The sequence below is a fragment of the Streptomyces prasinopilosus genome, from assembly GCF_001419695.1.
Taxonomy (GTDB): Bacteria; Actinomycetota; Actinomycetes; order Streptomycetales; family Streptomycetaceae; genus Streptomyces; species Streptomyces prasinopilosus.
Genome location: NZ_LIRG01000011.1, coordinates 1 through 24,597, shown reverse-complemented (window position 1 = coordinate 24,597; position 24,597 = coordinate 1). Strand labels below are relative to the sequence as shown.

The following is a 24,597-nucleotide window of genomic DNA, read 5'->3' as shown; positions in this document are numbered from 1 at the left end:
CGGCGCGGGCGCGCTGCTCGTCGCCGTGCTGGGCACGGTGGTCACCCTCGGCGCCACCTCGGAGAACGACGCGGGCACCCCGTCGGGGGACGTCGGCGTCAACCCGTCCGCGAGCCAGGGCGTCGACGACGGCGGCCTGGGCGCCGACCCGCGGACCGACGAGAACGGCGACACCGGGAACGCCACCAGCCGGCCGACCGACCCCGGCCCGGACGGCACCCTCGGCACCGCGGACGACCCGACGCCGACGGCCACCGGGTCGGGCGAGCCCTCGGGCGACCCGAGCGGCACGAAGGAACCGGACGACCCGACGACCGGTACCGGGCCGACGGAGTCCACCGAGCCGCCGGCCTCGTCCTCCAGGCCGCCGACCTCCGGCAAGCCGACCGAGCCCACGGACGACCCGACGGAGCCCACCGAGGAGCCGACCGAACCGACGGCCGAGCCGACGGAGGAGCCGACGGATGAGGAGCCCCCGCCGCCGGAGACGTCCAACTCCGCCAGCGGGCCCGCCCCGTCCGTCCCGGCGGAGACGGAGTCGCAGGCGAGTGGTTCGGCGAGCGCCCCGCAGAGCGGCGACGAGGGCACGCCCGGCGGCTCCGGGACGACGGTGGTCTGACGGACGCACGCTCCACGCGAAGGGCCGGACTCCCGAGAGGAATCCGGCCCTTCGCGCGTGCCGTGGCGGCGGCCACCGCGCCGACGGTCAGAACAGGCGCAGCTTGTCGTCCTCGATGCCCCGCAGCGCGTCGTAGTCGAGGACCTGGCAGCCGATGCCCCGGTCGGTGGCGAGCACCCGGGCCTGCGGCTTGATCTCCTGGGCGGCGAACACACCGCGCACCGGGGCGAGATGCGGATCGCGGTTCAGCAGCTCCAAGTAGCGCGTGAGCTGCTCGACGCCGTCGATCTCACCACGCCGCTTGATCTCCACGGCGACGGTCCGCCCCTCGGCGTCGCGGCAGAGGATGTCGACGGGGCCGATGGCGGTCATGTACTCGCGGCGGATGAGGGTGTAGCCCTCGCCGAGCGTTTCGATGCGGTCCGCCAGCAGTTCCTGGAGGTGCGCTTCCACGCCGTCCTTGATCAGGCCGGGATCGACCCCCAGTTCGTGCGAGGAGTCGTGGAGGATCTCCTCCATCGTGATGATGAGTTTCTCGCCCGCCTTGTTGACGACGGTCCAGACCCCTTCCTCGTCGCCGGTGCCCTCCTTGAGCGCACAGGGCGGCGACATCCAGTTCAAGGGCTTGTAGGCCCGGTCGTCGGCATGGATCGACACGCTGCCGTCCGCCTTGACCAGGATCAGACGGGGTGCCGAGGGCAGGTGCGCGGTGAGCCGCCCGGCGTAGTCCACGGAACAGCGGGCAATGACGAGACGCATGGTCGGCAACGCTACTCGACGGGCCGGGGTCGATGCGATTCGCCCTCACGGGCACGGTGCCGACGCACGCGCGCGGCGCCGCGGCAGGCCCCGCACGGCAGCGGCGCGGGCCGCGCGGCCGACTCACAGGAGCCCCCCGGGCCCCTCGGAACGCGTCCTGTATCTCCTGGAAAACGCGTGTTCGGCGATGGCCGATTACCGGCCTACGGGAAGTCCCGCATCCGGGGATTCGCCTGGTGCGGTCATGGTCCGTTGCTTACGGTATTGAACGGGAGGTCGCGACATGTGTACGCAGCGTGTCCTGATGTGCGGGCTCCCGTGTCTGTCAGGCAACCCCCGCACCGCGGGGGTGCGAGAGGAGAACCCATGTCGCTCGACGTCTCACCGGCCCTACTCGAACAGGCCGAGCGAGGCGAGGTCGACGAAGCTGACTTCGTCGACTGCGTCCGGACCTCCCTGCCCTACGCGTGGGAGATGATCAGTTCCCTGGTGGCCCAGCTGAAGGTCGACGGCGGAGAGTTCGCCGACAACCAGACGCCCCCGCCGGACGAGCAGGCACGCGGTCAGCTGCTGCGTGCGCTCGCGAGTGACGCGATCCGCGGAGCACTGCAGCGGCACTTCGGTGTCCGGCTGGCCTTCCAGAACTGCCACCGGGTGGCGGTGTTCCCGCTGGACTCCTCGGTCGACGAGAGGCTTGCCACATTCACCTCGGTCCGGGGACAGCTGCTGAACCAGTCGCCGGAGCTGCGTGACTGCTGAGGCCCACGCCGGTCGCTTGCCGTCCCGCACGCGGGAGGTGCGGTTCTCCGCACCGGGGCGGCAAGCCGTCATCGGCCCCCGGCTCGTTCAGGGCCTGCCGGCGAGTCGGGGGAGCACCTCCGAGCCGAGCCGCCGCACGTTCTCCTCGGTCGCCGCGAGGTCACCGGTCCCCTCGACGAACAGCGCGAAACGCGAGATGCCGGTCCGCTCGCTGGTCGCGGCGAGCCGGTCCGCGCACAGCCGCGGGGGGCCCACCGGGTGCAGCCCGCAGAGCAGTTCGGTGTAGGCCAGCGGGTCGCGCATCCGCCGCTCCCGCCCGTCCACCGTGACATGGGCCCCGAGCCCCTGCCGCAGCCAGCCCGGCATCGCCTTCAGCAGCGCCTCCGCCGCGTCGGTGCGCCGGTCGGCGATCTGGCAGACCCCGGCCGAGACGTGGGACGCGCTGCGGACCTCCGGCGCCGGCCGCCCGCAGGCGTGTGCGTGGCGCCGCCACAGGGCGACCATCTCGGCCTTCTCCTCGTCCCCGACGTGCATGCCGAGCAGCATCGGCAGCCCGCGCTCGGCCGCGAGCCGCACGCTCGCCGGAGAGGTGCAGGCCACCACCACCTCGGGACCCGGGACTTCGGTGAGGACCTCCGACGGGCGCGGGACGACGGGCACTTCACGGAAGCGGTACCGCTCCCCGTCGGCCGCGACGGACGGCTCGCTCAGCCAGCGCACCAGCAGGTCGAGCGATTCCGGGAAGCCCCGCTCGTACGCCTCCAGGCCGGCTCCGAACACCTCCAGGTCGACCCACGGCCCGCCGCGCCCGACGCCCAGCGAGAACCGCCCGCCGCTGGTGACGTGCAGCAGGGCGGCCTGTTCGCCGAGTGCCACCGGGTGGACGGTGGGCAGCACGCTCACCGCCGTGCCGACCCGGATGCGGCGGGTGCGGCCGAGCAGCAACGCCGCCAGGGTGATCGCCGACGGGCAGGTGCCGTACGGCACGAAGTGGTGCTCGCCCAGCCAGACCGCGTCCAGGCCCGCCTCTTCCGTCAGTTCGGCGCAGCGGACCGCCCGGTGCAGCGCCTCCCCTTCGCCCTGCCCGGGGAACTGGGCGCCCAACACGAAACTTCCCACACGCATCGCTTTCCCGCTTCCTTGGCTCCGACGCGGAGCTCCCCCGCAGGGCATAACCGTCCGACACGTGCCGAGGACACGGGGGGACCGGGGATTTGCGGATTGTCTGCAGAATGGGCGGTTCTGGAGCCGGTGTTGCGCCACCGTGAAGGGAGGCCTGCGAGGGCCGGTTCCGTACGCGTACCCGGCTCCGCCCCGCGTAGGCTGGACGCGGTCCCCGCATCCCGTACAGCCCCGTGAGGTGTCCCGTGTCCCCGCGTCGCAACCGAGCCAAGGGAGCCGGTCCGTCCGGCCGGAGCGCCGAGGACGACGGGGCCGGGCGTTACGGCGGCTGGCGGTCCACGGAGAGCTGGCACGGCGAGGAGTGGAACGTGCGGCACGTGGCGGGGGCCAGCGCCCGGGGCAAGGCGTACCGCTGCCCCGGCTGCGACCAGTTGATTCCGGACGGTGTGCCGCACGTGGTGGCCTGGCCGGAGCACGCGGGGGCCGACGACCGCCGGCACTGGCACAAGGCCTGCTGGAACGCCAGGGACCGCCGCACCACGCGGGTGCAGCGGTCCCGCAACGCGCCGAGGTTCTGAGGGCCGGCGGACCGCCGGGTCCGCCCGGCCGCCCCGGGGCGGGCCCCCGGGACGCGGTCCTACACGTCCCGCCTGCCGAGCAGCACGAAGGCGCCGCCGAGCACCACGGCCGTGAGCCCGGTCATGATCCACAGCGGGTCCCAGCCGGACGGGCCGGACGTGCCGAGGGAGTTGGCGTAGAAGACGCTCAGCTGGTTGGGGATGGAGTACTCGAACAGCACGGTGCGCACGTCCTCCAGCGAGGAGGAGAACATGAACATCGCGACCACCAGCGGGGCGAGCACGGCGCCGATCATGAGGGTGATGGCGCCCGCCGAGTGCCGGACGACCGAGCCGACGGCCAGCGAGAGCGTGCCGAGCAGCGCGATGTAGAGCGAGATGCCGAGGGTGGCCTTCAGCCACTCGTTCCCGGTGGGATCCCCCGCGTTGTTGCCCTTCAGCATCGCCACGTGCAGGAACGCGACGACCGTGGTGGACAGCAGCGTCACCGCGAACGCGACCAGGAAGAACACCAGCGCCTTCGCCAGGAGCACCCGCCCGCGCGAGGGGCAGGCGACCATGGTCGTGCGGATCATGCCGGTGCCGTACTCGGAGGCCGTGGTCAGCACCCCCAGCGTGATGACGCACATGCTGCCCAGGAGCAGGCCGAAGAAGCCCAGGGACAGGGCGGACTCGCCGGAGAGGTCCGATTCGGTGCTCGTCACCACCAGACCGGTCAGCAGACCGACGCCGACGACGAGCAGCACGAACACGCCCAGCGTCCACATCGTGGAGCGCACCGACTTGATCTTCGTCCACTCGGAGGCGAGCGCGTGCCCGAAGTGGGTGCGCACCACCGGGATCGGCGAGGTGTAACCGGGGTACGCCGGGCCGGGGGCGGGATACGGGAAGGCGGGGTGCGCGGCGCCGGGTGCCGCCTCCCCTGCGGGCGCGGCCGGCTGCGTCGGGGGCTGGGGCGTGCTCATCGGGCGTCCTCGGGCTTGGTCACGTCGGAGCCGGCCGGGCCGGCGGGGACGGCCGGCGTCGCGGCCGGAGCGGCGGTCGCGGCCACCGCCGGGGGAGCGTCCGCGGCGGCCTCCCGGCCGGGTCGCGGTACGGGCCGGGCGTACGGGTTGGCCGCCGGGGCCACCGGTGCGCCCGGAACCGCTCCGGAGGCGCCCGGAGCGCCGTAGGGGCCCGCGGGGGCCTGCGGCACGCCCGGCGCCGCCGCGGGGTGCGGGCCGCCCTGCCCGGGCGGCGGCGGGGCGTACCAGCCGGGCTGGCCCTGGCCCGGCACCGGCACCGGCGGCTGCGTGCCCGGCGGGAGCGGCTCGTGGAACCCCTCCCTCTGGTCGGTGGTCGAGCGGTAGTCGACCACGCCCTGCGTCATCCGCATGTACGCCTCCTCCAGCGAGGCCTGGTGCGGCGACAGCTCCCACAGCCGTACGCCGGCCTCGTGGGCGATGTCGCTCACGCGGGGCAGCGGCAGCCCCGTCACCCGCAGTGCGCCGTCCTGCTCGGGCAGGACCCTGGCGCCCGCCCCGGTGAGCGCGGCGGACAGCTTCTCGCGCTGCCGCGGCTCGGTGTCCGGGGTGCGCACCCGCGCGAAGTCGGCGGAGTTCGCGGAGATGAAGTCCTTCACGCTCATGTCGGACAGCAGCTGCCCCCGCCCGATCACGATGAGGTGATCGGCGGTCAGCGCCATCTCGCTCATCAGGTGGGACGAGACGAAGACCGTGCGGCCTTCCGCGGCCAGTGACTTCATCAGGTTGCGCACCCAGAGGATGCCCTCGGGGTCGAGGCCGTTGACCGGCTCGTCGAACAGCAGCACCTGGGGGTCGCCGAGCAGGGCGGCGGCGATGCCGAGCCGCTGGCCCATGCCCAGGGAGAAGCCCTTGGAACGCCGCCGCGCCACCTCGTGCAGCCCGACCACGCCCAGCACCTCGTCCACCCGGCGGGCCGGGATGCCGGACAGCTGGGCCAGGCTCAGCAGATGGTTGCGCGCGGACCGGCCGCCGTGCACCGCTTTGGCGTCCAGCAGCGCGCCGACCTGCCGGGCGGCGTTGGGCAGCATGCGGTAGGGGTAACCGCCGATCGTGACGTGGCCCGCGGTGGGGTTGTCGAGACCGAGGATCATCCGCATCGTCGTCGACTTGCCCGAGCCGTTGGGGCCCAGGAAGCCGGTGACGGCGCCGGGCCGCACCTGGAAGGAAAGGTTGTACACAGCGGTTTTGTCGCCGTACCGCTTGGTCAGGCCGACTGCCTCGATCATGCTCCGCCCCATCGAGAGGTTCAGGACAACGAGGACGCACGTCCCCGTAAGGGTTAGGAGGATATCGAGAGGCTGACGGTTCCGCCCAAGACGAGGTAAAAACCGGCCCGTCCCCCGGCGGTCCCGCGCCCGCTACGCGTCGCGCTTCTTCAGCAGCAGGTAGCCGCCGGCGAGTGCCGCGACCACCCACAGCACCATGATGCCCAGGCCGCCCCAGGGCCCGTACGGGGTGTCGTCGTCGAGCGGCACCACCACCCGCATGATCCTGCTGCCCGCCTGGTCCGGCAGGAACCGGCCGATCCTCCGCGTCGCGTCGACGTTGCCCAGGATGCCGGAGACCAGGAAGAAGAACGGCATCAGGATGCCCAGCGACAGCATCGGGGAGCGCAGCATCGTGGCGACGCCCATCGAGAACACCGCGATCAGGGTCATGTACAGGCCGCCGCCGATCACGGCCCGCAGTACGCCGTCGTCCCCGAGGGACGCCCCGTGGGCGCCGAGCATCGCCTGCCCGAGAAAGAAGGCGGCGAAGGCGGTGGCCGTGCTCACGACGAGCGCGAGCGCGGTCGCCACCCCGAGCTTGCCGGCCAGGAAGACGCCCCGCTGCGGCACGGCCGCCAGCGAGGTGCGGATCATGCCGGTGCTGTACTCGTTCGACACCACCAGCACCCCGAACACGATCATCGCCAGCTGACCGAGACTCATTCCGGCGAAGCTGGTGAGCGTCGGATCGAAGGAGAGCCGCTGCCGGGGGTCCATGCCGTCGAACCCGTTCGCCGACAGGGCCGAGATCAGCATGCCGAGCGCGATGGTGACGACCACCGCCAGGGAGAGCGTCCACACCGTGGACGCCACCGACCGGATCTTGGTCCACTCGGACCGGACGACCTGCGCCGCCGTCATGTTCAGCCCCTCTTCCAGCCGTCGCCCCACCGCTGCGGGGACGCGGACGCGTCGGAGTGCGCGTGGTACTCCACCGACTCCGCGGTCAGCCGCATGAACGCCTCCTCCAGGGAGGCCCGCTGCGGGCTCAGCTCGTGCAGCACCAGCCGGTGCCGGGCCGCCAGCTCCCCGATCCGCTCCGCCCCGGTGCCGTCCACCTCCAGCGTCGCGCCCCCGCTCTCCACGACCGTGACGCCGGCCTCGTGCAGCACGTCCAGGAGCCGCTCCCGCTGGGGAGAGCGGATCCGGACATAAGTACGGGAGTTGTGCGCGATGAAATCGGCCATGGAGGTGTCCGCGAGCAGCCGGCCCTGCCCGATGACGACCAGGTGGTCGGCGGTCAGCGCCATCTCGCTCATCAGGTGGGAGGAGACGAAGACCGTGCGGCCCTGCGCCGCCAGCGTCTTCATCAGGGTGCGGATCCAGTGGATGCCCTCGGGGTCGAGGCCGTTGACCGGCTCGTCGAACATCAGGATGCGCGGGTCGCCGAGCAGCGCGCCGGCGATGCCGAGCCGCTGGCCCATGCCGAGCGAGAACCCCTTGGCTTTCTTCCCCGCCACCGACGACAGCCCCACCGTGTCCAGCACCTCGTGCACCCGCCGCCGGGGGATGCCGTTGCTCCGGGCGAGGCACAGCAGGTGGTTGAAGGCGGTGCGGCCGCCGTGCACGGCCTTGGCGTCGAGCAGGGCGCCGATGTACTTCAGCGGGTCCCTGAGCCGGTCGTAGTGCTTGCCGTCGATCCGGACGTCACCCGCGGTGGGCCGGTCCAGGCCCAGCATCATCCGCATGGTGGTGGACTTGCCCGCGCCGTTGGGACCGAGGAAGCCCGTGACGATGCCCGGTCTGACGGTGAACGTCAGATTGTTGACCGCCACCTTCTCGCCGTACCGCTTGGTCAGCCCCTCGAGCTCGATCATGCCGCCACGCTAGAACGGGACAAAGCCCCCTGCCACCTCAGTGGCAGAGGGCTTCATCGATGTTCAGTCACCGTACTCCGGGCGGTAACCGGAACCGGCGGTCACCGGGTCTGCTGGGCCGGAACCCCGCGGGAGGCGGGCTCCTCGTCGGCCGGCGAACCGGCCGCGGCCACCGCGGCGCCCGTGAGCGTCGCCAGCATCTCGCGGACGTTGGTCAGCTGGGCGTTGATGGAGTCGCGGCGGTTGGTCAGCGCGGCCAGCTCCCGCTCGGATTCCGAACGGATCCGGTCGGCCTTGGCGTTGGCGTCGGCCACGATGTCCTCGGCCTGGCGCTGGGCGGTCTCCACCGTCTGGCGGGCCCGGCGCTCGGCGTCCGTGCGCAGCTTCTCGGCCTCCAGGCGCAGCTGCTCCGCCCGGTGCTCGATCTCGGCGAGACGCTTCTCCGCCTTGGCCTGACGCGACGCCAGGTCGCGCTCGGACTGCTCGCGGCGCTTGGCGAGGTTCGTCTCGAAGTCCGCGGCGGCCTGCGCGGCCTTCGCGCGGGTCTCCTCGAAGAGGGCGTCCGCCTCCTCACGCTTGGACTGGGCGTCCTTCTGCGCGTCCGACCGCAGCTGCGCGGCCTCGCTCTGCGCCTTCTCGACGATCCGGACACCGTCGTCCTCGGCCTTGGCCTTGCGCTCGGCGGAGTACGACTCCGCGTCGTTGCGCACCTGCTGGGCCGCGGACTCGGCGAGCTCGCGGTGCTGCTCGGCCGCGCGCCGGGCCTCCTCACGGAGGTCCTTCGCCTCCTCCTCGGCCAGCCGCAGGATCTTCTCCACGCGTGCGCCGAGACCCGCGTACGACGGCTCGGCGTCGGTGACCTGGGCCTGGGCGTTCTGCGTCTCGAGGTGGAGCTCTTCGATGCGCTTTTCCAGAGCGGTGATGCGGGCGAGAGCGCTGTCACGGTCGGAGACGAGCTTGGAGATGCGTTCGTCCACCTGAGCGCGGTCGTATCCACGCCGCACAAGCTCGAAGCCGTAGGGGGAAGTGTCGCTCATGGGGTTCCTGTCGAATGAGACCGGTGAGGTGATAGGGGGAATCCTAGGCGCCGAAGCGCTGTGTCATCGAGCGGATGCACGTTTGATACGGAGAATGACACCCCTTTTGAGTGGCTGACCACCGGAGTGCTTGCCAAGTGCATGCCCAAACCCCCTGGCCGGCAAGGGATTTCACCTGCCGACAGGGGGTTTCGCACGTCATCGAAGACTTCTGCCCGGTTCGTCCTCGACGATCCTAGCCGTCCGAGGACTTGCCCCGCTGGCCGGGGGGACCGGCCGCCGCGGCGGCCTTCACCCCGTGGTCCTTGCCGCCGCCCGGCGCCTCGAACGACTCCAGCGCCTCCAGGACGTCCTGCACACGCGAGATCTCGGCGTTGATGTCCTCGCGCCGGCGCACCAGGACCTCCAGCTCGCGCTTGCCCTCCTCGACCGTGGCCCGCGCCTCGCGGATCGCCTCGGCCTTCAGCTCCTCGGCCTCCTTGACCAGCGTGGCCTTCTTCTGCTCGGCCTCCTTCAGGAGCCCCTCGGCCTTCTTCACCGCGGCGATACGCACCTTGCCCGCCTCGGAGTTGGCCTCGGACACGATCTCCTTGGCCTTCGCCTGCGCCTTGGCCAGCTGCTCCTCGGCCGCCTTGATCAGCGCGTCGCAGCGGTCGCCGGTGGACTTCATCGTCTCGGCCGCCTCACGGCGGGCCCGCTCGTGCAGCTCCTCGATCTCACCGGTGATCCGGTCCCGCAGCTCCTCGGCGCGCTCCCTGATGCGGGTCGCGTCCCGGCGCGCCCCGATCAGCAGCTCGTCCGCGTCCGCACGGGACTTCTCCACCCGGGAGTTGCCCTCGACGGTCGCCGCGGCGACGAGCCGGTCGGCCTCCGTGCGGGCCGCGCCGACCATCGAGTCGGCCTGGGCCTCCGCCTCCGCGGTGGTCTTCTGCGCCTGCTGCTGCGCCTCGGCGAGCAGCTTGTCCGCCTCGGCGGCGGTCTCCGTGATGAGCGTGTCGACCTGCTCGGCCGCCTCCGAACGCCGCTTGTTGGCCTCCTGGCGGGCCTCGTCGAGGGTGCGCTCGGCCTCCTCGCGCGCGGACGTCACCAGCCGCTCCGCCTCCCGCTCCGCGTCGGCCTCGACCCGCGCGGACTCGGTGCGGACCCGCTCCGCGTGCTGCTGCGCCGAACCGACCGCCCGGGCCGCCTCGGCCCGCAGCCGCTCCGCGTCACCGGACGCGTCCGAGATCAGCTTCTCGGCCTTGGCCACCGCCTCCGTCCGCAGCCGGTCGGTCTCCGCGGCCGTCTCCGCGGTGAGCCGCTCCGCCTCCCCGCGGGCCTCCGTGATGAGGGTGTCCACCTGGGCCGCCGCGTCCGAACGGATCCGGTTGGCGTCCTCCCGGGCCTCGGCCCGGGTGCGCGACGCGTTCCGCTCGGCCTCGGCGACCGTGTCCGACGCCTCCGTACGCATCCGCAGGGCCTGCTCGGATACCTCCGAACGGACCCGCTCCGCCTCGGTGATCGCCTCGGACACCGTGCGCTCGGCGAGCGCCTTGGCGGCCTCCGTCTCCTCCTGCGCCTCGCGCCGCATCCGGGCGGCGTCCTCGCCGGCCCGCTCCCGCTCCGCGTAGGCGTCGGACCGGACCCGGTCGGACTCCTCCTCCGCCTCGCGGCGCATGCGGTCCGCCGCGTGCTCGGCGGCCTGGCGCAGCCCGGTGATCTCGTCCTGCGCCTGCTCCTGCAGCCCCGCGACCGCGTCCCGCACCTGCTGGGCGTTCTGCTCGGCCGCCGCCACCATCTCCGTGGCGCGCCGGTCGGCCTCCTCGACCAGCCGTACGGCCTCGGCCTGCGCCTCCTCCACCCGCTTGCGGGCCGAGGCCAGCAGCTCCTCGCTCTGCTCCCGGGCCCGCTCACGCTCCTGGTCGGCCTCCGTGCGGGCCGCGCCCAGCAGCTCCTCGGCCTCGCGCCGGCGCCGGGCGGCCTCCTCCTGCGCGCCCGCCAGCGTCTCCTGCGCCTCCGCGCCGAGCCGCTCGGCGGCGGCCCGCGCCTCGGCCCGCACCCGGTCGGCGCTCTCCTGCGCCTCCGTCTTCAGCCGCTCGGCCTCGGCCGAGGCCTCCGACCGCAGCTGCACGGCCACGGACTCGCCCTCGGCGCGGGACGCCGCCGCGTCCGCCGCGGCCTCGTCGCGCAGCCGCTCGGCCTCCGCCTCCGCCTGCTGGCGCAGCGAACGGCTCCGCTCGGCGGCCTCGGTGCGCAGCCGTTCGGCCTCGTCCGCCGCCTCGCGGCGGATCCGGGCCGCCTCCTCGCGGGCGTCGCTCAGCGCCTGCTCGGCCGAGGCGAGCCGCTCCCCGGCCTCCGCATGCAGCCGGGTCAGCTCCTCGTCGGCCTCCGCGCGGCGCGCGGCGACGGCCCGCTCGGTCTCCTCCCGGAGTTCGCGCGCGGCCCGTTCGGCGTCCTCCTTGAGCGCGTCGGCCTGCTCGGCGGCCTGCGCGCGGTGCTGCTCCGTCTCCTTGCGGGTGCGCTCCAGCGTCTCCTCGGCCTGCCGGCGCAGCGTCGTGGCGCGCTCGATGGCCTCGGTGCGGACCTTCTCGCTGTCCGCCTGCGCGGTGGAGCGCAGCTCGTCCGCGTCCGCCTTCGCCTTGGACAGCAGTTCCTCGGCGGACCGGGCGGCCTCCTCGATCTGCGCCACGGCCTGCTTACGGGCCTCCGCGCGGATCTTCTCGCCCTCGGCGACCGCGTCGGCCCGCAGGTGCTCGGCCTCGCCGCGCAGCCGGCGGGCCTCCTCCTGGAGCTCGACCGTCTTGGCGCGGTACTCCTTGGTGTCGTCCTTCGCCGCACCCTTGAGCTGCGTGGCGATGTCGTGCGCCTCGGCGCGCAGCCGGTCCGCCTCCGCCTCGGCCTCGCGGCGGATCCGCTCGGCCTCCTCGGCCGCCTCCCTGGTGGTCCGCTTGGCGTCCTCCGACGCCTTGTTGAGCACCTCCTCGGCGGTCCTGGCCGCCTTCGACAGCTGGGTGGCGCTCTCCTCGGCGGTGATCGTGCGGGCCTTCTCGGCGGCCTCCGCGACGATCTTCTCCGCCTCCGCGCGGGCGTCCGCGACGACCTGCTCGGCGTCCGCCTTGGTGGTCTCGGCCTCCTTGGTGGCCTCGCTGACCAGCCGGGCGACCTGCTCCTTGGCCGTGCGGGTACGGGTCTCGTTGGCGGACTCGGCGGAGGCGAGCGCCTTCGCCGCGGCCTCCTTGGCCTCGGCGAGCACCTTCTCCGCCTCGGCGCGGGCCTCGCGCAGCGCCTCCTCGGCGGCGGACATACGCTGCTCGGCGGCCTTGGTGAGCTCCTGGGCCTCGCGGCGGGTGGACTCCGACTCGCCGACCGCCGCCGACCGCACCTGCTCGGCGTGGTCCGCGGCCTCCTGGGCCTGCGTGGAGGCGGCGGCCAGCAGCCGCTCGGCGTCCGCGCGGGCCCGGCGCAGCGTCTGGTCGGCCTCCGCGCGGGCCGCCTCGGCCTCGCTGCGCAGCCGGTGACGGGCCTCGGCGGTCACCCGTTCGGCCTCCGCGCGGGCGGCGGCCAGTGCCTGCTCGGCCTCCGCGCGGGACTCGTCGAGCAGCCGGCGGGCCTGCTGCTCGGAACGGGCCCGCACCTGCTCGGCCCACGCCACGTTCTCGTTGACGTGCGACTCGACGGTCTGCCTGCGCTCCGCCAGCTCCTGGTCGAGCTGCTGGCGCCGGGTCACCGCCTCCTGGTGCAGCTCCGACTGGAGCCGGGCCGCCTGCTCGGCGTGCTCCTGGAGGATCCGCTGGGTCTGCGCCCGCACCTGGCTCAGCTCGCGCTCCGCGTCCGCGCGGAGCTGGTCGGCCTGCACCTGCGCGTTGCGCAGCAACTGCTCGGCCTGGTAGCCGAGGTCGCCGCCCTCGTAGGCGGGCCGGGACATGATGGTGCGCCGCGCCTCGTGCAACTTGGCGCGCAGCACCTCGACCTGGTAGCCGAGGTCGTCGGCGTGCTGGATCGCCTTTTCCCGCTCGGTCTTCAGCCGCTTCATCTCGGCTTCGAACCGAGAGAGGTGGTCGACGTCAGCCGCCGGATCTCGCTCCTGGCTCTCGTAGCCCCGCACTGCGCGGTCCCATCCGTCCCCTGGTCGCAACTCTGGCCGGGTCCCGTCCGCCGGACGGGACCCCCGGGGAATGGTGTCAGATCAACGGAGGAGCATGCGCCGCTACCCCCGCGCGCGCCCCTCGAAACCCGGACCCCGGTGCGCCCTGCTGCCAGGACCGGCGACGCCCACCCGAACGGAGGCAGTCGTCGGCTTTCTGACGGCAGGACATGATCGCCCTGGATCGAGCGGCGACCGCACCCAACCCTACCGGCCCTTATGTACGTGGGTCAGTGCTCAGGTGACTCAACGGGCGCCGAAGTGACCAGTTCTGTCAGTACGCCATGACAGTCCTTGGGGTGCAGGAAGGTGATCCGTGACCCCATGGAGCCGCGCCGGGGCTCTTCGTACAGGACGCGTACGCCCTTGTCCCCGATCGCGGCGGCCTCGGCGTCGACGTCCGCCGTGCCGAAGGCGATGTGGTGCACCCCCTCGCCGTTCTTCGCGAGCCACTTCGCGACGGTGGAGTCCTCCCGGGTCGGCTCCAGCAGTTGGAGGTAGGAAGCACCCCCGTCCGAGGTCTCGTTGATCTTCAGCATGGCCTCGCGCACGCCCTGCTCCTCGTTGACCTCGGAGTGGAACACCTCGAAGCCGTAGGTGGCCCGGTAGAACTCCACGGTCGCGTCGAGGTCGCGGCAGGCGATTCCGATGTGGTCGATTCGCGTCAGCATGGATTCAGTGGAACGGTCCCCGGACGGTTACGCAACGTGCGCGCGATCACACCGACGGCCCGATGACGGGGCGGACCGCAGCTCAGTACATTCGAAGTAAACCCTCGTTCACTCCTCGGCTGTGCAGCCGGAAGGGGATCGCATCTCATGACTTCCGCATCCTCCGCACCATCCGCAGCGAACGGCACGACGTCCGTGATCGTCGCGGGCGCCCGGACCCCGATGGGCCGGCTGCTCGGCTCGCTCAAGTCCTTCTCCGGAGCCGACCTCGGCGGCTTCGCGATCAAGGCCGCCCTCGACCGTGCGGGGATCGGCGGCGACCAGGTCCAGTACGTGATCATGGGGCAGGTGCTCCAGGCCGGGGCGGGGCAGATCCCGGCACGCCAGGCGGCCGTCAAGGCCGGCATCCCGATGAACGTCCCGGCGCTCACCATCAACAAGGTGTGCCTGTCCGGCCTCGACGCGATCGCGCTGGCCGACCAGCTGATCCGGGCCGGCGAGTTCGACGTGGTCGTGGCCGGCGGCCAGGAGTCCATGACCAACGCCCCGCACCTGCTGCCGAAGTCCCGCGAGGGCTTCAAGTACGGCGCGGTCCAGATGATCGACGCCATGGCGCACGACGGTCTGACCGACTCCTTCGAGAACGTCGCCATGGGCGAGTCCACCGAGAAGCACAACACCCGCCTGGGCATCGGCCGCCGGGAGCAGGACGAGATCGCCGCCCTGTCCCACCAGCGGGCCGCCGCCGCGCAGAAGAACGGCCTCTTCGCGGCGGAGATCACCCCCGTGGAGATCCCGCAGCGCAAGGGCGACCCGGTCCTCTTCAGCCAGGACGAGGGCATCCGCGCCGACACCACCGCCGAGTCGCTGGGCAGGCTGCGTCCCGCGTTCGCCAAGGACGGCACGATCACCGCCGGCTCCTCCTCGCAGATCTCGGACGGCGCGGCGGCCGTGGTCGTGATGAGCAAGGCCAAGGCGCAGGAGCTCGGCCTCGAGTGGATCGCCGAGATCGGCGCCCACGGCAACGTGGCGGGACCCGACAACTCCCTGCAGTCGCAGCCGTCCAACGCGATCGCCCACGCCCTGAAGAAGGAGGGCCTGGAGGTCTCCGACCTCGACCTCGTCGAGATCAACGAGGCCTTCGCGGCGGTGGCCGTGCAGTCGATGAAGGACCTCGGCGTGTCCACGGAGAAGGTGAACGTCAACGGCGGCGCCATCGCCCTGGGGCACCCGATCGGCATGTCCGGCGCCCGTCTGGTGCTGCACCTGGCGCTGGAGCTGAAGCGGCGCGGCGGCGGCGTCGGCGCGGCGGCGCTGTGCGGCGGCGGCGGACAGGGTGACGCGCTGATCGTGCGGGTGCCCAAGGCCTGAGCAGGCCGCCCGGCCGCCGTTCGGGGCGGATCCCCGCGGCGGGCCCGTACGGCAGGCCCGTACGGCAGGTCCCTACTTGTGAACGGAGCAGTGATGCAGGACGTCTCCACTCTGGTGGCACGGGCCAGGGAGGGTGCGCCGCGTGCCGTGGCCCGGCTGATCTCCCTGGTGGAGGGGGCGTCCCCGCAACTGAGGGAGGTCATGGCGGCCCTGGCGCCGCTGACCGGCAACGCGTACGTGGTCGGCCTGACGGGGTCGCCGGGCGTCGGCAAGTCGACGTCCACCTCGGCGCTGGTGAGCGCGTACCGCAGGCAGGGCAAGCGGGTCGGCGTCCTGGCCGTCGACCCGTCCTCGCCGTTCTCCGGCGGCGCGCTGCTCGGCGACCGGGTCCGGATGTCGGAGCACGCCTCCGACCCCGGGGTCTACATCCGCTCCATGGCGACCCGCGGCCACCTGGGCGGCCTCGCCTGGTCCGCGCCGCAGGCCATCCGCGTCCTCGACGCGGCCGGCTGCGACGTGGTCCTGGTGGAGACGGTCGGCGTCGGCCAGTCGGAGGTGGAGATCGCCTCCCAGGCCGACACGTCGGTGGTGCTCCTCGCGCCCGGCATGGGCGACGGGATCCAGGCGGCCAAGGCCGGAATCCTGGAGATCGGCGACGTCTACGTCGTCAACAAGGCCGACCGCGACGGCGCGGACGCCACCGCCCGGGAGCTGAACCACATGCTGAGCCTCGGCGAGTCCCGGGCTCCCGGCGACTGGCGGCCGCCGATCGTCAAGACCGTCGCCTCGCGCGGGGAGGGAGTCGACGAGGTCGTCGAGGCCCTGGAGAAGCACCACGCGTGGATGGAGGAGCGCGGGGTCCTGGCGGAGCGCCGGCTGGCCCGCGCGGCCCGCGAGGTCGAGACGATCGCCGTCACGACCCTGCGGGAACGCATCGGCGACCTGCACGGCGACCGCCGCCTGGGCGCGCTGGCGGAACGGATCATCGGCGGCGAGCTGGACCCGTACCGCGCGGCGGACGAACTGGTGGCGGGGCTGACGCGGGGCTGAGGCGGGACCGGGGCGCGGGCGCCGGTCCGCGGGGACCGGCGGACCGGGTACGGCGGACCGGGTACGGCGGAGGGCGGTGCGGGCCGGATGGCCCGCACCGCCCCGTCCGTTCACGCGACCGGCCCAGCGGTCCGCCCGGATCTCCGCTCAGCGGTCGTCGCGGTCGTCGCGGTCGTCGTTCCGGTCATCGGCGTCGTCGCGGTCGTCGCCGTCGTCGTCACGCCCGTCGTCGTCCCGGTCGTCCCGGTCGTCCCGGTCGTCCGAAGCGTCGCCGTCCGCGGTGACCTCGCCGTTGTCCGGGGCGACCCGCCACTCCCGGTCGTCCCCGCCGGCGGTGACCGTTTCGACCTCCCAGGCCGCCTCGCCGCGGGGCCCGTCGTCGTCCAGGTCCACCGACGTCACGGTGCCCTCGGCGGCCGCCGCCTTCGCGGCCTCCCCGGCCGTCACCGACGTGCCCTTGAGCGCGGCGCGCACCCCGGCGGCGTCGTCGTCATCGTCGTCGTCCCGCTCCGAGCCCAGCACCTTGCCGCTGTCCGGGTCGATCCACACGCTGTACCGGGTGTCGCCGCCGCCGAGGACGCCGACCTCCCAGGCGGCCCTGCCGCGGTGCTCGCCGTCGTCATCGTCGTCGTCCATCTCGACGGAGACCGCGGTGCCCGGCCGGTGCTTCAGCGCGGCGGAGACGGCCTCGGCGGCGCTCACGTCCGCGGAGAGCGCCCGGGCGTCGTCGTCCAGGTCGTCGCGGTCGTCGCCGTCGTCGTCGCGGTCGTCGTCACCGTCGTCGCGCCGGTCGTCGCGCTCCCCGTCGGACGCCCACGTGTCCACCTGCCGCGTGCTCGCCGGCTCGTCGTCCCCCGAGACCGCGATGGCCGTCGCCGTGCCTCCGCCGACCAGTGCGGCGGCGGTGATGGCGGCGATCACGACGTTGCGCTTCATGTGGGTTCCTCCCCGATCGCTGTGTTTTCGATGTCCCCAATCTCGCCGATCGATGCTGAGGGGAACCTGAAACCGCCTGAAGTGATCTTCAGGTTCGCTCTGCGACCCTGGTGCGCATGCGCCCACCCGTCGCCCCCCACCACCCTGCCGGAGGCCCTTCGCGCCGCCCCTCCCGATTGCTGATAGTCGAGGACGAGAAGCGGCTGGCCCTGTCCCTCGCGAGGGGACTGACCGCCGAGGGATACGCCGTGGACGTCGTCCACGACGGCCGGGAGGGCCTGCACCGGGCCACGGAGGGCACGTACGACCTGGTGATCCTCGACATCATGCTGCCCGGCCTCAACGGCTACCGCGTCTGCGCCGCCCTGCGCGCCGCCGGACACGACGTGCCGATCCTGATGCTCACCGCCAAGGACGGCGAGTACGACGAGGCCGAGGGCCTGGACACCGGCGCCGACGACTACCTCACCAAGCCGTTCTCCTACGTCGTCCTCGTCGCCCGGGTGAAGGCGCTGCTGCGCCGCCGGGGACAGGGCGCCGGGGCCTCGCCGGTGCATGTGCTCGGGGACCTGAGGATGGACACCGCCGCCCGCCGGGTCTTCCTGGCCGGGGACGAGGTGACGCTCACCGCCAAGGAGTTCTCCGTGCTCGAACAGCTGGTGCTGCGGGCCGGCGAGGTGGTGTCCAAGCCGGAGATCCTGGAGCACGTCTGGGACTTCGCCTACGAGGGCGACCCGAACATCGTCGAGGTCTACGTCAGCGCCCTGCGCCGCAAGCTGCGCGCCGGGCTGATCCGGACGGTGCGCGGCGCCGGGTACCGGCTGGAGACGGCGCGGTGAGCCGCCTGTTCGGCTCGGTCCGCTCGCGGGCGACGCTCGGCGCCACGCTCGTGGTCGTGGCGGCCCTCTTCGTCACGGGCGCCGCGGTCCTGCAGGCGCTGCGCGCCAACCTGACCGCCGAGGCGGGCACCCAGGCGGAGGGCACGGCGCGGGCGGTCGCCGCCGAACTCGCCGCGCGGACCCCGTACGACCAGCTGTCGGGGCTGGACAGCAAGTCCGGGCCCGTGCAGGTCGTCGACGAGGACGGGAACCTGGTCGCGGCCACCGAGGACCTGCAGTGGATCAGCGGCACGGCCACCGACCAGGTCGAGGCCCGCCCGTCGTCCTCCCCGTCGCCCTCGCCCTCCGCGCCGGCGTCCGCCCCGCCGTCGGTGCCGGCCCGGGAGGACGACGATGACGACGATGACGACGACGACGATGACGACGACACCGAGGTGCCCCGCACCGCGAGCACGCCGGAGGCCGAGGAGTCCGCACCGTCCCTCGCCCCCGGCGAGACCGGCCGGCAGACCACCTTCGGCAGCGGCGCCGCGACCGTGGACGACGACACGGCGGACTACCGCTTCGCGGCCGTCGACGTGCGCACCCACGACCGGGGTCTGCTCACCGTCCACGCGGGGGCCCCGCTGGCCGCCGAGCACAGCGCCGTACGCACCGCGCTGACCGTGATGCTGATCGGCTTCCCGCTGCTGGCGGCGCTGGTCGCCGGGATGACCTGGGTGGTCACCGGGCGCGCCCTGCGCCCGGTCGCCGGCATCCGCGAGGAGATGGCCGCGATCACCGCGTCCGAGGACCTCACGCGCCGGGTCCCGGAACCGGGGACCCACGACGAGATCGCGCGGCTCGCCCGCACCACCAACGAGACGCTCGCCGCCCTGGAGGCGTCCGTGGAGCGGCAGCGGCGGTTCGTCGCCGACGCCTCGCACGAGCTGCGCAGCCCGATCGCCTCCCTGCGCACCCAGCTGGAGGTGGCCGCCGCCCATCCCGAGCTCCTCGACCTGGACGGCGCCGTCGAGGACACCGTGCGGCTCCAGCACCTCGCCGCCGACCTGCTGCTGCTCGCCCGGCTGGACGCGGGGGAGCGGCCCGTCGACGCGCGGGTCGACCTGGCCGCGCTGGCCCGCGAGGAGGTGGCGGGGCGGACGGGGGTGACCGTGGACGCGGAACCGGCGGAGGTGGCCGGGTCGCGGGGACAGCTGGGCCGGGTGCTCGGCAACCTGCTCGACAACGGACGCCGGCACGCCCGCGAGACGGTCTCGGTGACCGTGCGGCGGGAGGGCGACTGGGCGGTGCTCACGGTCGCCGACGACGGCGACGGGGTGGCCGAGGCCGACCGGGAGCGGATCTTCGAGCGGTTCGTCCGGCTGGACGCCGCCCGCAGCCGCGACGACGGCGGGGCCGGTCTGGGCCTCGCCATCGCACGGGACGTCGCGGTACGGCACGGCGGGACGCTCACGGCCGGCGCGGCACCCTCGGGCGGAGCCCTGTTCACCCTCCGTCTGCCGCTCGCCCCGACGACCTGACCCGGACGGGTGGAACCTTTTCACCCGGACGGACCACCGGCCGTCCGGGCCGGTGGTCCGTCCGGGCGCCGGGTCAGAAGCGCCCGCGCTGGTCGCGCAGGTGCTCCGCGACGGGCTTCAGGGCCCGGTCCAGCTCGTCCAGGGCCTCGGGTGAGAGCAGGTCGATGAAGTGCCGGCGGACCGACGCCACGTGATGGGGCGAGACCTTCTGCATGGTCTCCATGCCGTGGTCGGTGAGGACGGCGAAGAGGCCGCGCCGGTCGGACTCGCAGTGCTGCCGCCGGACCAGGTCCGCGTTCTCCAGGCGGGTCACCTGGTGGGAGAGCCGGCTCTTGGACTGGAGGGTGGCGGCGGCGAGGTCGCTCATCCGCATCCGGCGGTCCTCCGACTCGGAGAGGTTCACCAGGATCTCGTAGTCGTTCATCGTCAGGCCGAAGGGCTGCAGGTCCTTCTCGAGCTGGTACGTCAACAGCCTGTTGACCTCCAGGTGGGTGCGCCAGGCGCACTGCTCCGCATTGGTCAGCCAGCGCGTGGCCGTCTCGGTCTCCATGAATGAAGTCTACCTAAGAAGTTGAAAGGCGAACTAGTGGGAGGTTTCCTGTGACGGTGACGGCGTGCACGCGTTCGAAGTCACACTCCGCAGACTACCGCTCACAGCCCGAAGCGACGCTGGAGGTCTCCCAGCTGTCCGGGAAGGCGCGGTGCCCCCGCAGCCTGCCCGTGCGCTCCGGGCCCTCCGCCGCCGGGCACCCCGGCCTGCTGCGGAGCGGCCCCCGCGGCCTGCTCCGGGAGCAGCGACTCGGACGACTGCAGCAGCACGGTGCCGGCCCCGACGAACTCGAGCTGGTGCTCCTCGCCGGAGGCCCCGCCGAGGCCCGTCAGCGCACGTAGACCGCCCAGGACGCCGGTCAGGTACCCGTGGTCGTAGTGGTGGCACGGGGAGGGGCAGTCCGCCCACCCGACCAGCGCCTGGGGGTCCACCCGGAGCGGGGGTTCCATGAACACCACCGGGCCGTTGGAGACGGCCACGAACTTTCCGGTTCCGAGGAGCGTCAGGAAACCCGGCACGATCGACTGCTTCAGCGACAGACTTGGCTGAAAAGCAAGCAGATTGCCCGAGCGAATGGTCAGATTGCCGTCCTCGAGGTCATACGAATTCACATCGAACGCCCGGTCGGCGAGCAGCATCCTGCCCGAGCCCTCCGCCACGACCCAGTCGCTCGCGTGCAGAGGCGAATGGAACGACGTGCGGACAAGTCGGTCGAGCCGGCCGTGCCCGACGCCGTTGAACTCGATCGTCCCGTAGTAGGCGATCATCTTCCCCTTCTGCAGGAACCACCGGCTTCCGGAGAGCTCCACGCAGAAGGTGTAGGGGTCGACGTTGTCATCGGACGGCAGGGTGGTCGGGTCGTGGACCGTGACGCCGGACCGCGGTCCGGTGCCCGGGGTTCCGTGGGTGCTCACAGCTTCTCCTCCGAGGCCTGGACGTACACCGCGCCGCTGCCGCTGAGCTCCAGCTGGAACGCCTCGCCGGAGCCGCGTCCCACCATGTCCCGCCAGCCGAGCGCCGTGGACAGCTTGTTGCGGACCTCGCCGTGATGGGCGACGTAGGCCTGCGGGTCGACGTGGACCGGGCGCTGCGGCGTGACCGGGATCTCGATCACGCCCCCGTGCGCCATCACCGCCACCGAGCCGTGCCCCCTGAGCGTGGTGGTGAACAGGCCCTGCCCGGAGACCCGGCCCCGGACCATGCCCCTCACCCCGCCCTGCGAGCCCAGGAACACCGTGCCCTGCTCCAGCGTGTCCTCGAACGCCAGCAGGCGGTCCGCCTCGACGTACAGGGTGTCCCCGGAGAGGTCGATCACCTGCACGTGGTGGCCGCCGTGCCCGAACAGGACCGTGCCGCTGCCCTCGACGGTCATCAGGGGGGTGTCCTCGCCCGCCACCCGCCGGCCGATCATCGACCGGAGTCCGCCCTGGCCGCCCGCCGTGCTGGGGGTGAAGGTGATCTCGCCCCGGTGGGCGAGCATCGCGCCGCGCTGGCTGAACAACCGCCGGCCGGGCGCCACGGTCGCCTCGACGACCTTCGAGTTGATCTCCCGGAAGGGCATGTCAGACGTCTCCCCCGATCGTGTTCCGCTCGCTGGGCTGGACGTACACCAGCCCGTCGCCCTCGAACCGCATCTGGAACGCCTCGCCGCCGCCCTCGCCGAGCAGCGTGCGGAACGTCACCCCGGACTGGAGGGACCGGCGGAGATCGCCCTGGTGGGCCACGTAGGCGCCGGGGTCGACGGTCAGCGGGTACTGCGGAGCGACCCGGAGCAGCACCGCGGGCCCGTCCGACATGATCGCCACCTGGCCGTGCCCCTCGACGGTGGTCGTGAACAGCCCGTTGCCCTGCGCGGCGCCGCGCAGACCGGTGAAACCGGTCCCCGTGCGCAGACCGCCCTCGGTCGCCAGCAGGTTGCTCGACTCCACGTGGAGCGTGTCCCCCCGGAGCCCGACCAGGTTGATGTCGGAGGCGCGGTCCGCGAACCAGCAGGTGCCGCGGCCCTTCACCTCCATCACCGTCATCTGCTCACCGGTCAGCCGCCGGGTCACCATCCCCCGGACGCCCTCCCCGCCGCCGGTCAGCTTCCGGAACGCCATATCGCCGTCGTACGCGACCATCGAGCCGTTCTTCGCCCTCACGGCGTCCCCGGTCATCTCGACGGCGAGCACCTTGCTGCTCTGAAGTCGGAACATCGCCACGCGTGTGACGGTAACCGCAGCCCCGTCGCCGTAAAAGGCCCTTCAGGGGGATGTATGCCCCGAGGATCCCCCCGGGGCCCGTCCGGCGCTCCCCGTCCGCGCCGTGCCGAATCCGGACCCCCTCCGGTGATCGCGGACGCCGTTTGCCACAATGGGCGAGCGCTTGTGCGTGCGTTCACAAAGCGTCAGGCACAGGGCAACGGATCGGGCCGCCGGGCCCGGTACGACTCGTAGACACCGCTGTCTCTCCCACCGAAGGTGATCCGTGGACCTCAAGACCGCCAGTGCCCTCCGCCGCCTCCGCCTGGTATCGGCCCCCGAGGCGATCTCGTTCCTGCTGCTCCTCGTGGCCTCGGTCCTGAAGCGGACCACGGAGTTCAACGCCGTCCCGGTGCTGGGTGCGGTCCACGGGTTCCTCTTCGTCGTGTACGTGCTCTTCTGGGCCGACGCCTGGAACCGCGCCAAGTGGCCGCTGAAGACCGCCGCCTTCTACTTCCTGATGTCGTGCCTGCCCGCCGGCGGCTTCTTCGCCGAGCGCCGGCTCAAGCGGGAGACCGAGGACGCGGTGATCGCGTCCCGCGCCCGCAAGGAAGGGGTCGTGAGCGCGTGATCGTCGCCTTCTCCGTGACGCCCCTCGGCGTCGGCGAGGACGTGGGGGAGTACGTCGCCGACGCCGTGCGGGTGGTCCGCGAGTCCGGGCTGCCGAACCGCACCGACGCCATGTTCACCTCGGTCGAGGGCGAATGGGACGAGGTGATGGACGTCGTGAGGCGCGCCGTGGCGGCGGTCGAGGCGCGGGCCCCGCGGGTGTCCCTGGTCCTCAAGGCGGACATCCGGCCCGGGACCGAGGACGGGCTCACCTCCAAGGTCGCCACCGTCGAGCGGTACCTGGCCCCGGACGCGGACGAGAGCCGGTAGCCGGAGGCGGAACGGGTGAGGCGCGGGGCGGCACCGCCGCCCCGCGCCTCACCCGCGTCCGGCCGCGCGGCGCAGGTGGTGGCGGACCGCGCGGTGGGCGACCGGGCCGAGACCGTCCAGGGCGGCGACGAGCACCCCGAGCTGCTCCAGGGCGTCCAGGGCCGCGCCCGCGCCCGCCGGATCCACCCCCTCGTACAGTTCGAGGCCGACGAAGGACGCCGCCACCGCGCGGGCGAGCCCGCCGGAGTCGGCGAACTCGCCGAACGGGGTGCCGGGCAGCACCCGTTCGAGGACCTTCTCGATCTCCGCGATCCACAGGTCGAGCCCCGCCGACGTCGCCGCCTTCAGCCGGTCGTGGGTCTGGGCGCCGGCCAGCAGCTGCCCGAGCAGGGCCACCTGGCCCGCCGCGCGCTCCTCCTCGTGCATCTCCCGCCCGAAGGCGAGGAGCTCCGTGAGGGAGCCGACCTCGGCGAGACGGTCGCGGTGGCGGGCGACCCGCTGCTCGGCGCCGTGGCGGCAGGCGGCGGAGAGCAGTTCGTCCACCGAGCCGAAGTGGTAGAAGACCAGCGCCTGGTTGACCCCGGCCGTGGTCGCGATGGCCCGCGCCGAGACCTTGGCGATGCCCTGCTCGGCGAGCGTGCGCAGGGCGCCCTCCAGCAGCTTCGTCCGGGTGCCGTCGGCGGGGCTCACGCGCGCGGCTCCTCGCGGACCGGGCGCAGGCCGGGGCGCACCCCGCACGCGCGGACGTCGCCGTAGACGGCGGTGAAGGAGCCCTCGTAGCCGAAGAGCGGCCCGAAGCGGCGGTGGGTGACGTCGACCCGGATCCGGAAGCGGCCGGCGCGTTCGTCGTAGGACTCGCGCACCTCGGCCCGCGCGCCGAGGATCTCGGGCACGCGCACGTCCACCGGTCCCTCCCGGAAGCGGTGCCCGCCCGAGCGGATCAGCAGGGAGCCGTCGGGTTCCGCGCGCAGGCGCAGGTCGGTGGCGAGGTGCTGGTGGGTGCCGAGGTAGTCGACGATGCGGTCGCCCCGGGGGCCGAGCACCATCTGGGCGTCGAAGCGGCGGGGGCGGCCGGGCAGGTGGAAGGTGCGCACGAAGCTCACCGTCTCACGGCCGAAGCCGTCGGTGTACGGCACGTTCTCGATGGTGAAGGGGACGTGCCGGCCCTGCCGGGGGACCAGGATGTTCCGGGTCGCGCCGAGTGCCAGGAACGGCTTCACGAAGGCGCCGCCGTGCCAGACGCGGTCCATCACGCCGTGGCCCGTACAGGCCTCGCCGCTGGTCAGGCCGACGGAGAAGCGGCGTCGCAGCGCGGGGTGGAGGCGGTCGAAGTCGGCGCCCATCACGGTGCGGAAGATCGAGGTCATCGCGGGGTCTCCGGGGTGTGCGGCAGCCGCGGCGGGCGGGCCGGGGCTGCCGCACACCCCGGAG

The 24,597-nt window shown here is 73.0% G+C and carries 24 protein-coding genes and 1 pseudogene; 9 read left to right on the top strand and 16 right to left on the bottom strand.

Annotation, left to right across the window (positions count from 1 at the left end; all coding sequences use genetic code 11):
* Positions 1-619: pseudogene (locus AOK18_RS00835) on the top strand (ATP-binding protein); the annotation flags it as partial.
* 87 nt (positions 620-706) lie between these two features.
* Here the strand turns inward: AOK18_RS00835 and nucS are convergent.
* A complete protein-coding gene (gene nucS / locus AOK18_RS00830) occupies positions 707-1,378 on the bottom strand; it encodes an endonuclease NucS (protein ID WP_055571071.1) in 672 nt (223 codons plus the stop codon).
* Positions 1,379-1,744: 366 nt separating this feature from the next.
* On the opposite strand from nucS, the gene AOK18_RS00825 reads away from it, so the two are divergent.
* Positions 1,745-2,137 (top strand): SCO5389 family protein, encoded by a 393-nt coding sequence (locus tag AOK18_RS00825; RefSeq protein WP_055571070.1) that lies wholly within the window; start codon positions 1,745-1,747, stop codon positions 2,135-2,137.
* Positions 2,138-2,224: 87 nt separating this feature from the next.
* Here AOK18_RS00825 and AOK18_RS00820 read toward each other — a convergent pair whose 3' ends face one another.
* A complete protein-coding gene (locus AOK18_RS00820) occupies positions 2,225-3,262 on the bottom strand; it encodes an LLM class flavin-dependent oxidoreductase (RefSeq protein WP_055692978.1) in 1,038 nt (345 codons plus the stop codon).
* A 242-nt stretch (positions 3,263-3,504) separates the two neighbouring features.
* Here AOK18_RS00820 and AOK18_RS00815 point away from each other — a divergent pair, with 242 nt between their 5' ends.
* Positions 3,505-3,837 (top strand): hypothetical protein, encoded by a 333-nt coding sequence (locus AOK18_RS00815; protein ID WP_055692977.1) that lies wholly within the window; start codon positions 3,505-3,507, stop codon positions 3,835-3,837.
* A 59-nt stretch (positions 3,838-3,896) separates the two neighbouring features.
* Here the strand turns inward: AOK18_RS00815 and AOK18_RS00810 are convergent, their stop codons facing one another.
* From AOK18_RS00810 to mce, 7 genes are all read right to left on the bottom strand, one after another.
* Entirely contained in the window at positions 3,897-4,802 is a 906-nt protein-coding gene (locus AOK18_RS00810; RefSeq protein ID WP_055692976.1) for an ABC-2 transporter permease, read from the bottom strand.
* Entirely contained in the window at positions 4,799-6,088 is a 1,290-nt protein-coding gene (locus AOK18_RS00805; protein ID WP_055692975.1) for an ABC transporter ATP-binding protein, read from the bottom strand. Before AOK18_RS00805 ends, AOK18_RS00810 begins: the two co-directional genes overlap by 4 nt.
* A 132-nt stretch (positions 6,089-6,220) precedes the next feature.
* Positions 6,221-6,991: an ABC transporter permease gene (locus AOK18_RS00800; RefSeq protein ID WP_055692974.1), complete on the bottom strand. Its 771-nt coding sequence runs from the start codon at positions 6,989-6,991 to the stop codon at positions 6,221-6,223.
* A gap of 2 nt (positions 6,992-6,993) precedes the next feature.
* On the bottom strand, positions 6,994-7,947 hold the full coding sequence (locus AOK18_RS00795) for an ABC transporter ATP-binding protein (protein ID WP_055692973.1): 954 nt from the start codon (positions 7,945-7,947) through the stop codon (positions 6,994-6,996).
* Between the two features lie 101 nt (positions 7,948-8,048).
* Positions 8,049-8,984: a coiled-coil domain-containing protein gene (locus tag AOK18_RS00790; RefSeq protein WP_055571064.1), complete on the bottom strand. Its 936-nt coding sequence runs from the start codon at positions 8,982-8,984 to the stop codon at positions 8,049-8,051.
* Positions 8,985-9,219: 235 nt separating this feature from the next.
* Entirely contained in the window at positions 9,220-13,068 is a 3,849-nt protein-coding gene (scy, locus tag AOK18_RS00785) for a polarized growth protein Scy (protein ID WP_055692972.1), read from the bottom strand.
* Positions 13,069-13,337: 269 nt separating this feature from the next.
* A complete protein-coding gene (gene mce / locus AOK18_RS00780; protein ID WP_055571062.1) occupies positions 13,338-13,778 on the bottom strand; it encodes a methylmalonyl-CoA epimerase in 441 nt (146 codons plus the stop codon).
* Positions 13,779-13,925: 147 nt separating this feature from the next.
* Between mce and AOK18_RS00775 the strand changes: the two genes are divergently transcribed.
* Together AOK18_RS00775 and meaB are read left to right on the top strand one after the other, a co-directional pair.
* Positions 13,926-15,149, top strand: a complete 1,224-nt coding sequence (locus AOK18_RS00775; protein WP_099048816.1) for an acetyl-CoA C-acetyltransferase — start codon at positions 13,926-13,928, stop codon at positions 15,147-15,149.
* A gap of 93 nt (positions 15,150-15,242) precedes the next feature.
* Positions 15,243-16,199: a methylmalonyl Co-A mutase-associated GTPase MeaB gene (gene meaB, locus AOK18_RS00770; RefSeq protein ID WP_055571060.1), complete on the top strand. Its 957-nt coding sequence runs from the start codon at positions 15,243-15,245 to the stop codon at positions 16,197-16,199.
* Positions 16,200-16,346: 147 nt separating this feature from the next.
* Here the strand turns inward: meaB and AOK18_RS00765 are convergent, their stop codons facing one another.
* The gene (locus AOK18_RS00765; protein WP_055692970.1) at positions 16,347-17,135 is read right to left on the bottom strand and encodes a PepSY domain-containing protein; all 789 of its coding nucleotides are present in this window, start codon (positions 17,133-17,135) and stop codon (positions 16,347-16,349) included.
* Positions 17,136-17,251: 116 nt separating this feature from the next.
* Here AOK18_RS00765 and AOK18_RS00760 point away from each other — a divergent pair, with 116 nt between their 5' ends.
* Both AOK18_RS00760 and AOK18_RS00755 read left to right on the top strand, forming a co-directional pair.
* Positions 17,252-17,974, top strand: a complete 723-nt coding sequence (locus tag AOK18_RS00760; RefSeq protein ID WP_055571094.1) for a response regulator transcription factor — start codon at positions 17,252-17,254, stop codon at positions 17,972-17,974.
* Complete coding sequence (locus AOK18_RS00755) at positions 17,971-19,497, top strand: sensor histidine kinase (protein ID WP_055692969.1); 1,527 nt, start codon at positions 17,971-17,973, stop codon at positions 19,495-19,497. Before AOK18_RS00760 ends, AOK18_RS00755 begins: the two co-directional genes overlap by 4 nt.
* A 73-nt stretch (positions 19,498-19,570) precedes the next feature.
* Here the strand turns inward: AOK18_RS00755 and AOK18_RS00750 are convergent, their stop codons facing one another.
* From AOK18_RS00750 to AOK18_RS00735, 4 genes are all read right to left on the bottom strand, one after another.
* Positions 19,571-20,047 (bottom strand): MarR family winged helix-turn-helix transcriptional regulator, encoded by a 477-nt coding sequence (locus tag AOK18_RS00750; RefSeq protein WP_055571057.1) that lies wholly within the window; start codon positions 20,045-20,047, stop codon positions 19,571-19,573.
* A 101-nt stretch (positions 20,048-20,148) separates the two neighbouring features.
* Positions 20,149-20,961, bottom strand: coding sequence for an AIM24 family protein (locus tag AOK18_RS00745; protein WP_055692968.1), 813 nt, complete (start codon positions 20,959-20,961; stop codon positions 20,149-20,151).
* Positions 20,958-21,608 (bottom strand): AIM24 family protein, encoded by a 651-nt coding sequence (locus AOK18_RS00740; RefSeq protein ID WP_055571055.1) that lies wholly within the window; start codon positions 21,606-21,608, stop codon positions 20,958-20,960. The genes AOK18_RS00745 and AOK18_RS00740 overlap by 4 nt, the downstream gene beginning before the upstream one ends.
* A 1-nt stretch (position 21,609) precedes the next feature.
* The gene (locus AOK18_RS00735) at positions 21,610-22,242 is read right to left on the bottom strand and encodes an AIM24 family protein (protein WP_055571054.1); all 633 of its coding nucleotides are present in this window, start codon (positions 22,240-22,242) and stop codon (positions 21,610-21,612) included.
* Positions 22,243-22,513: 271 nt separating this feature from the next.
* On the opposite strand from AOK18_RS00735, the gene AOK18_RS00730 reads away from it, so the two are divergent.
* The gene (locus tag AOK18_RS00730) at positions 22,514-22,858 is read left to right on the top strand and encodes a DUF3817 domain-containing protein (RefSeq protein ID WP_055571053.1); all 345 of its coding nucleotides are present in this window, start codon (positions 22,514-22,516) and stop codon (positions 22,856-22,858) included.
* Positions 22,855-23,166, top strand: coding sequence for an MTH1187 family thiamine-binding protein (locus AOK18_RS00725; protein ID WP_055692967.1), 312 nt, complete (start codon positions 22,855-22,857; stop codon positions 23,164-23,166). Before AOK18_RS00730 ends, AOK18_RS00725 begins: the two co-directional genes overlap by 4 nt.
* 48 nt (positions 23,167-23,214) lie before the next feature.
* Here the strand turns inward: AOK18_RS00725 and AOK18_RS00720 are convergent, their stop codons facing one another.
* Entirely contained in the window at positions 23,215-23,856 is a 642-nt protein-coding gene (locus tag AOK18_RS00720) for a TetR/AcrR family transcriptional regulator (protein WP_055692966.1), read from the bottom strand.
* Positions 23,853-24,533, bottom strand: a complete 681-nt coding sequence (locus tag AOK18_RS00715) for a DUF4166 domain-containing protein (RefSeq protein ID WP_055571050.1) — start codon at positions 24,531-24,533, stop codon at positions 23,853-23,855. Before AOK18_RS00715 ends, AOK18_RS00720 begins: the two co-directional genes overlap by 4 nt.
* Between the last annotated feature and the right edge of the window lie 64 nt (positions 24,534-24,597).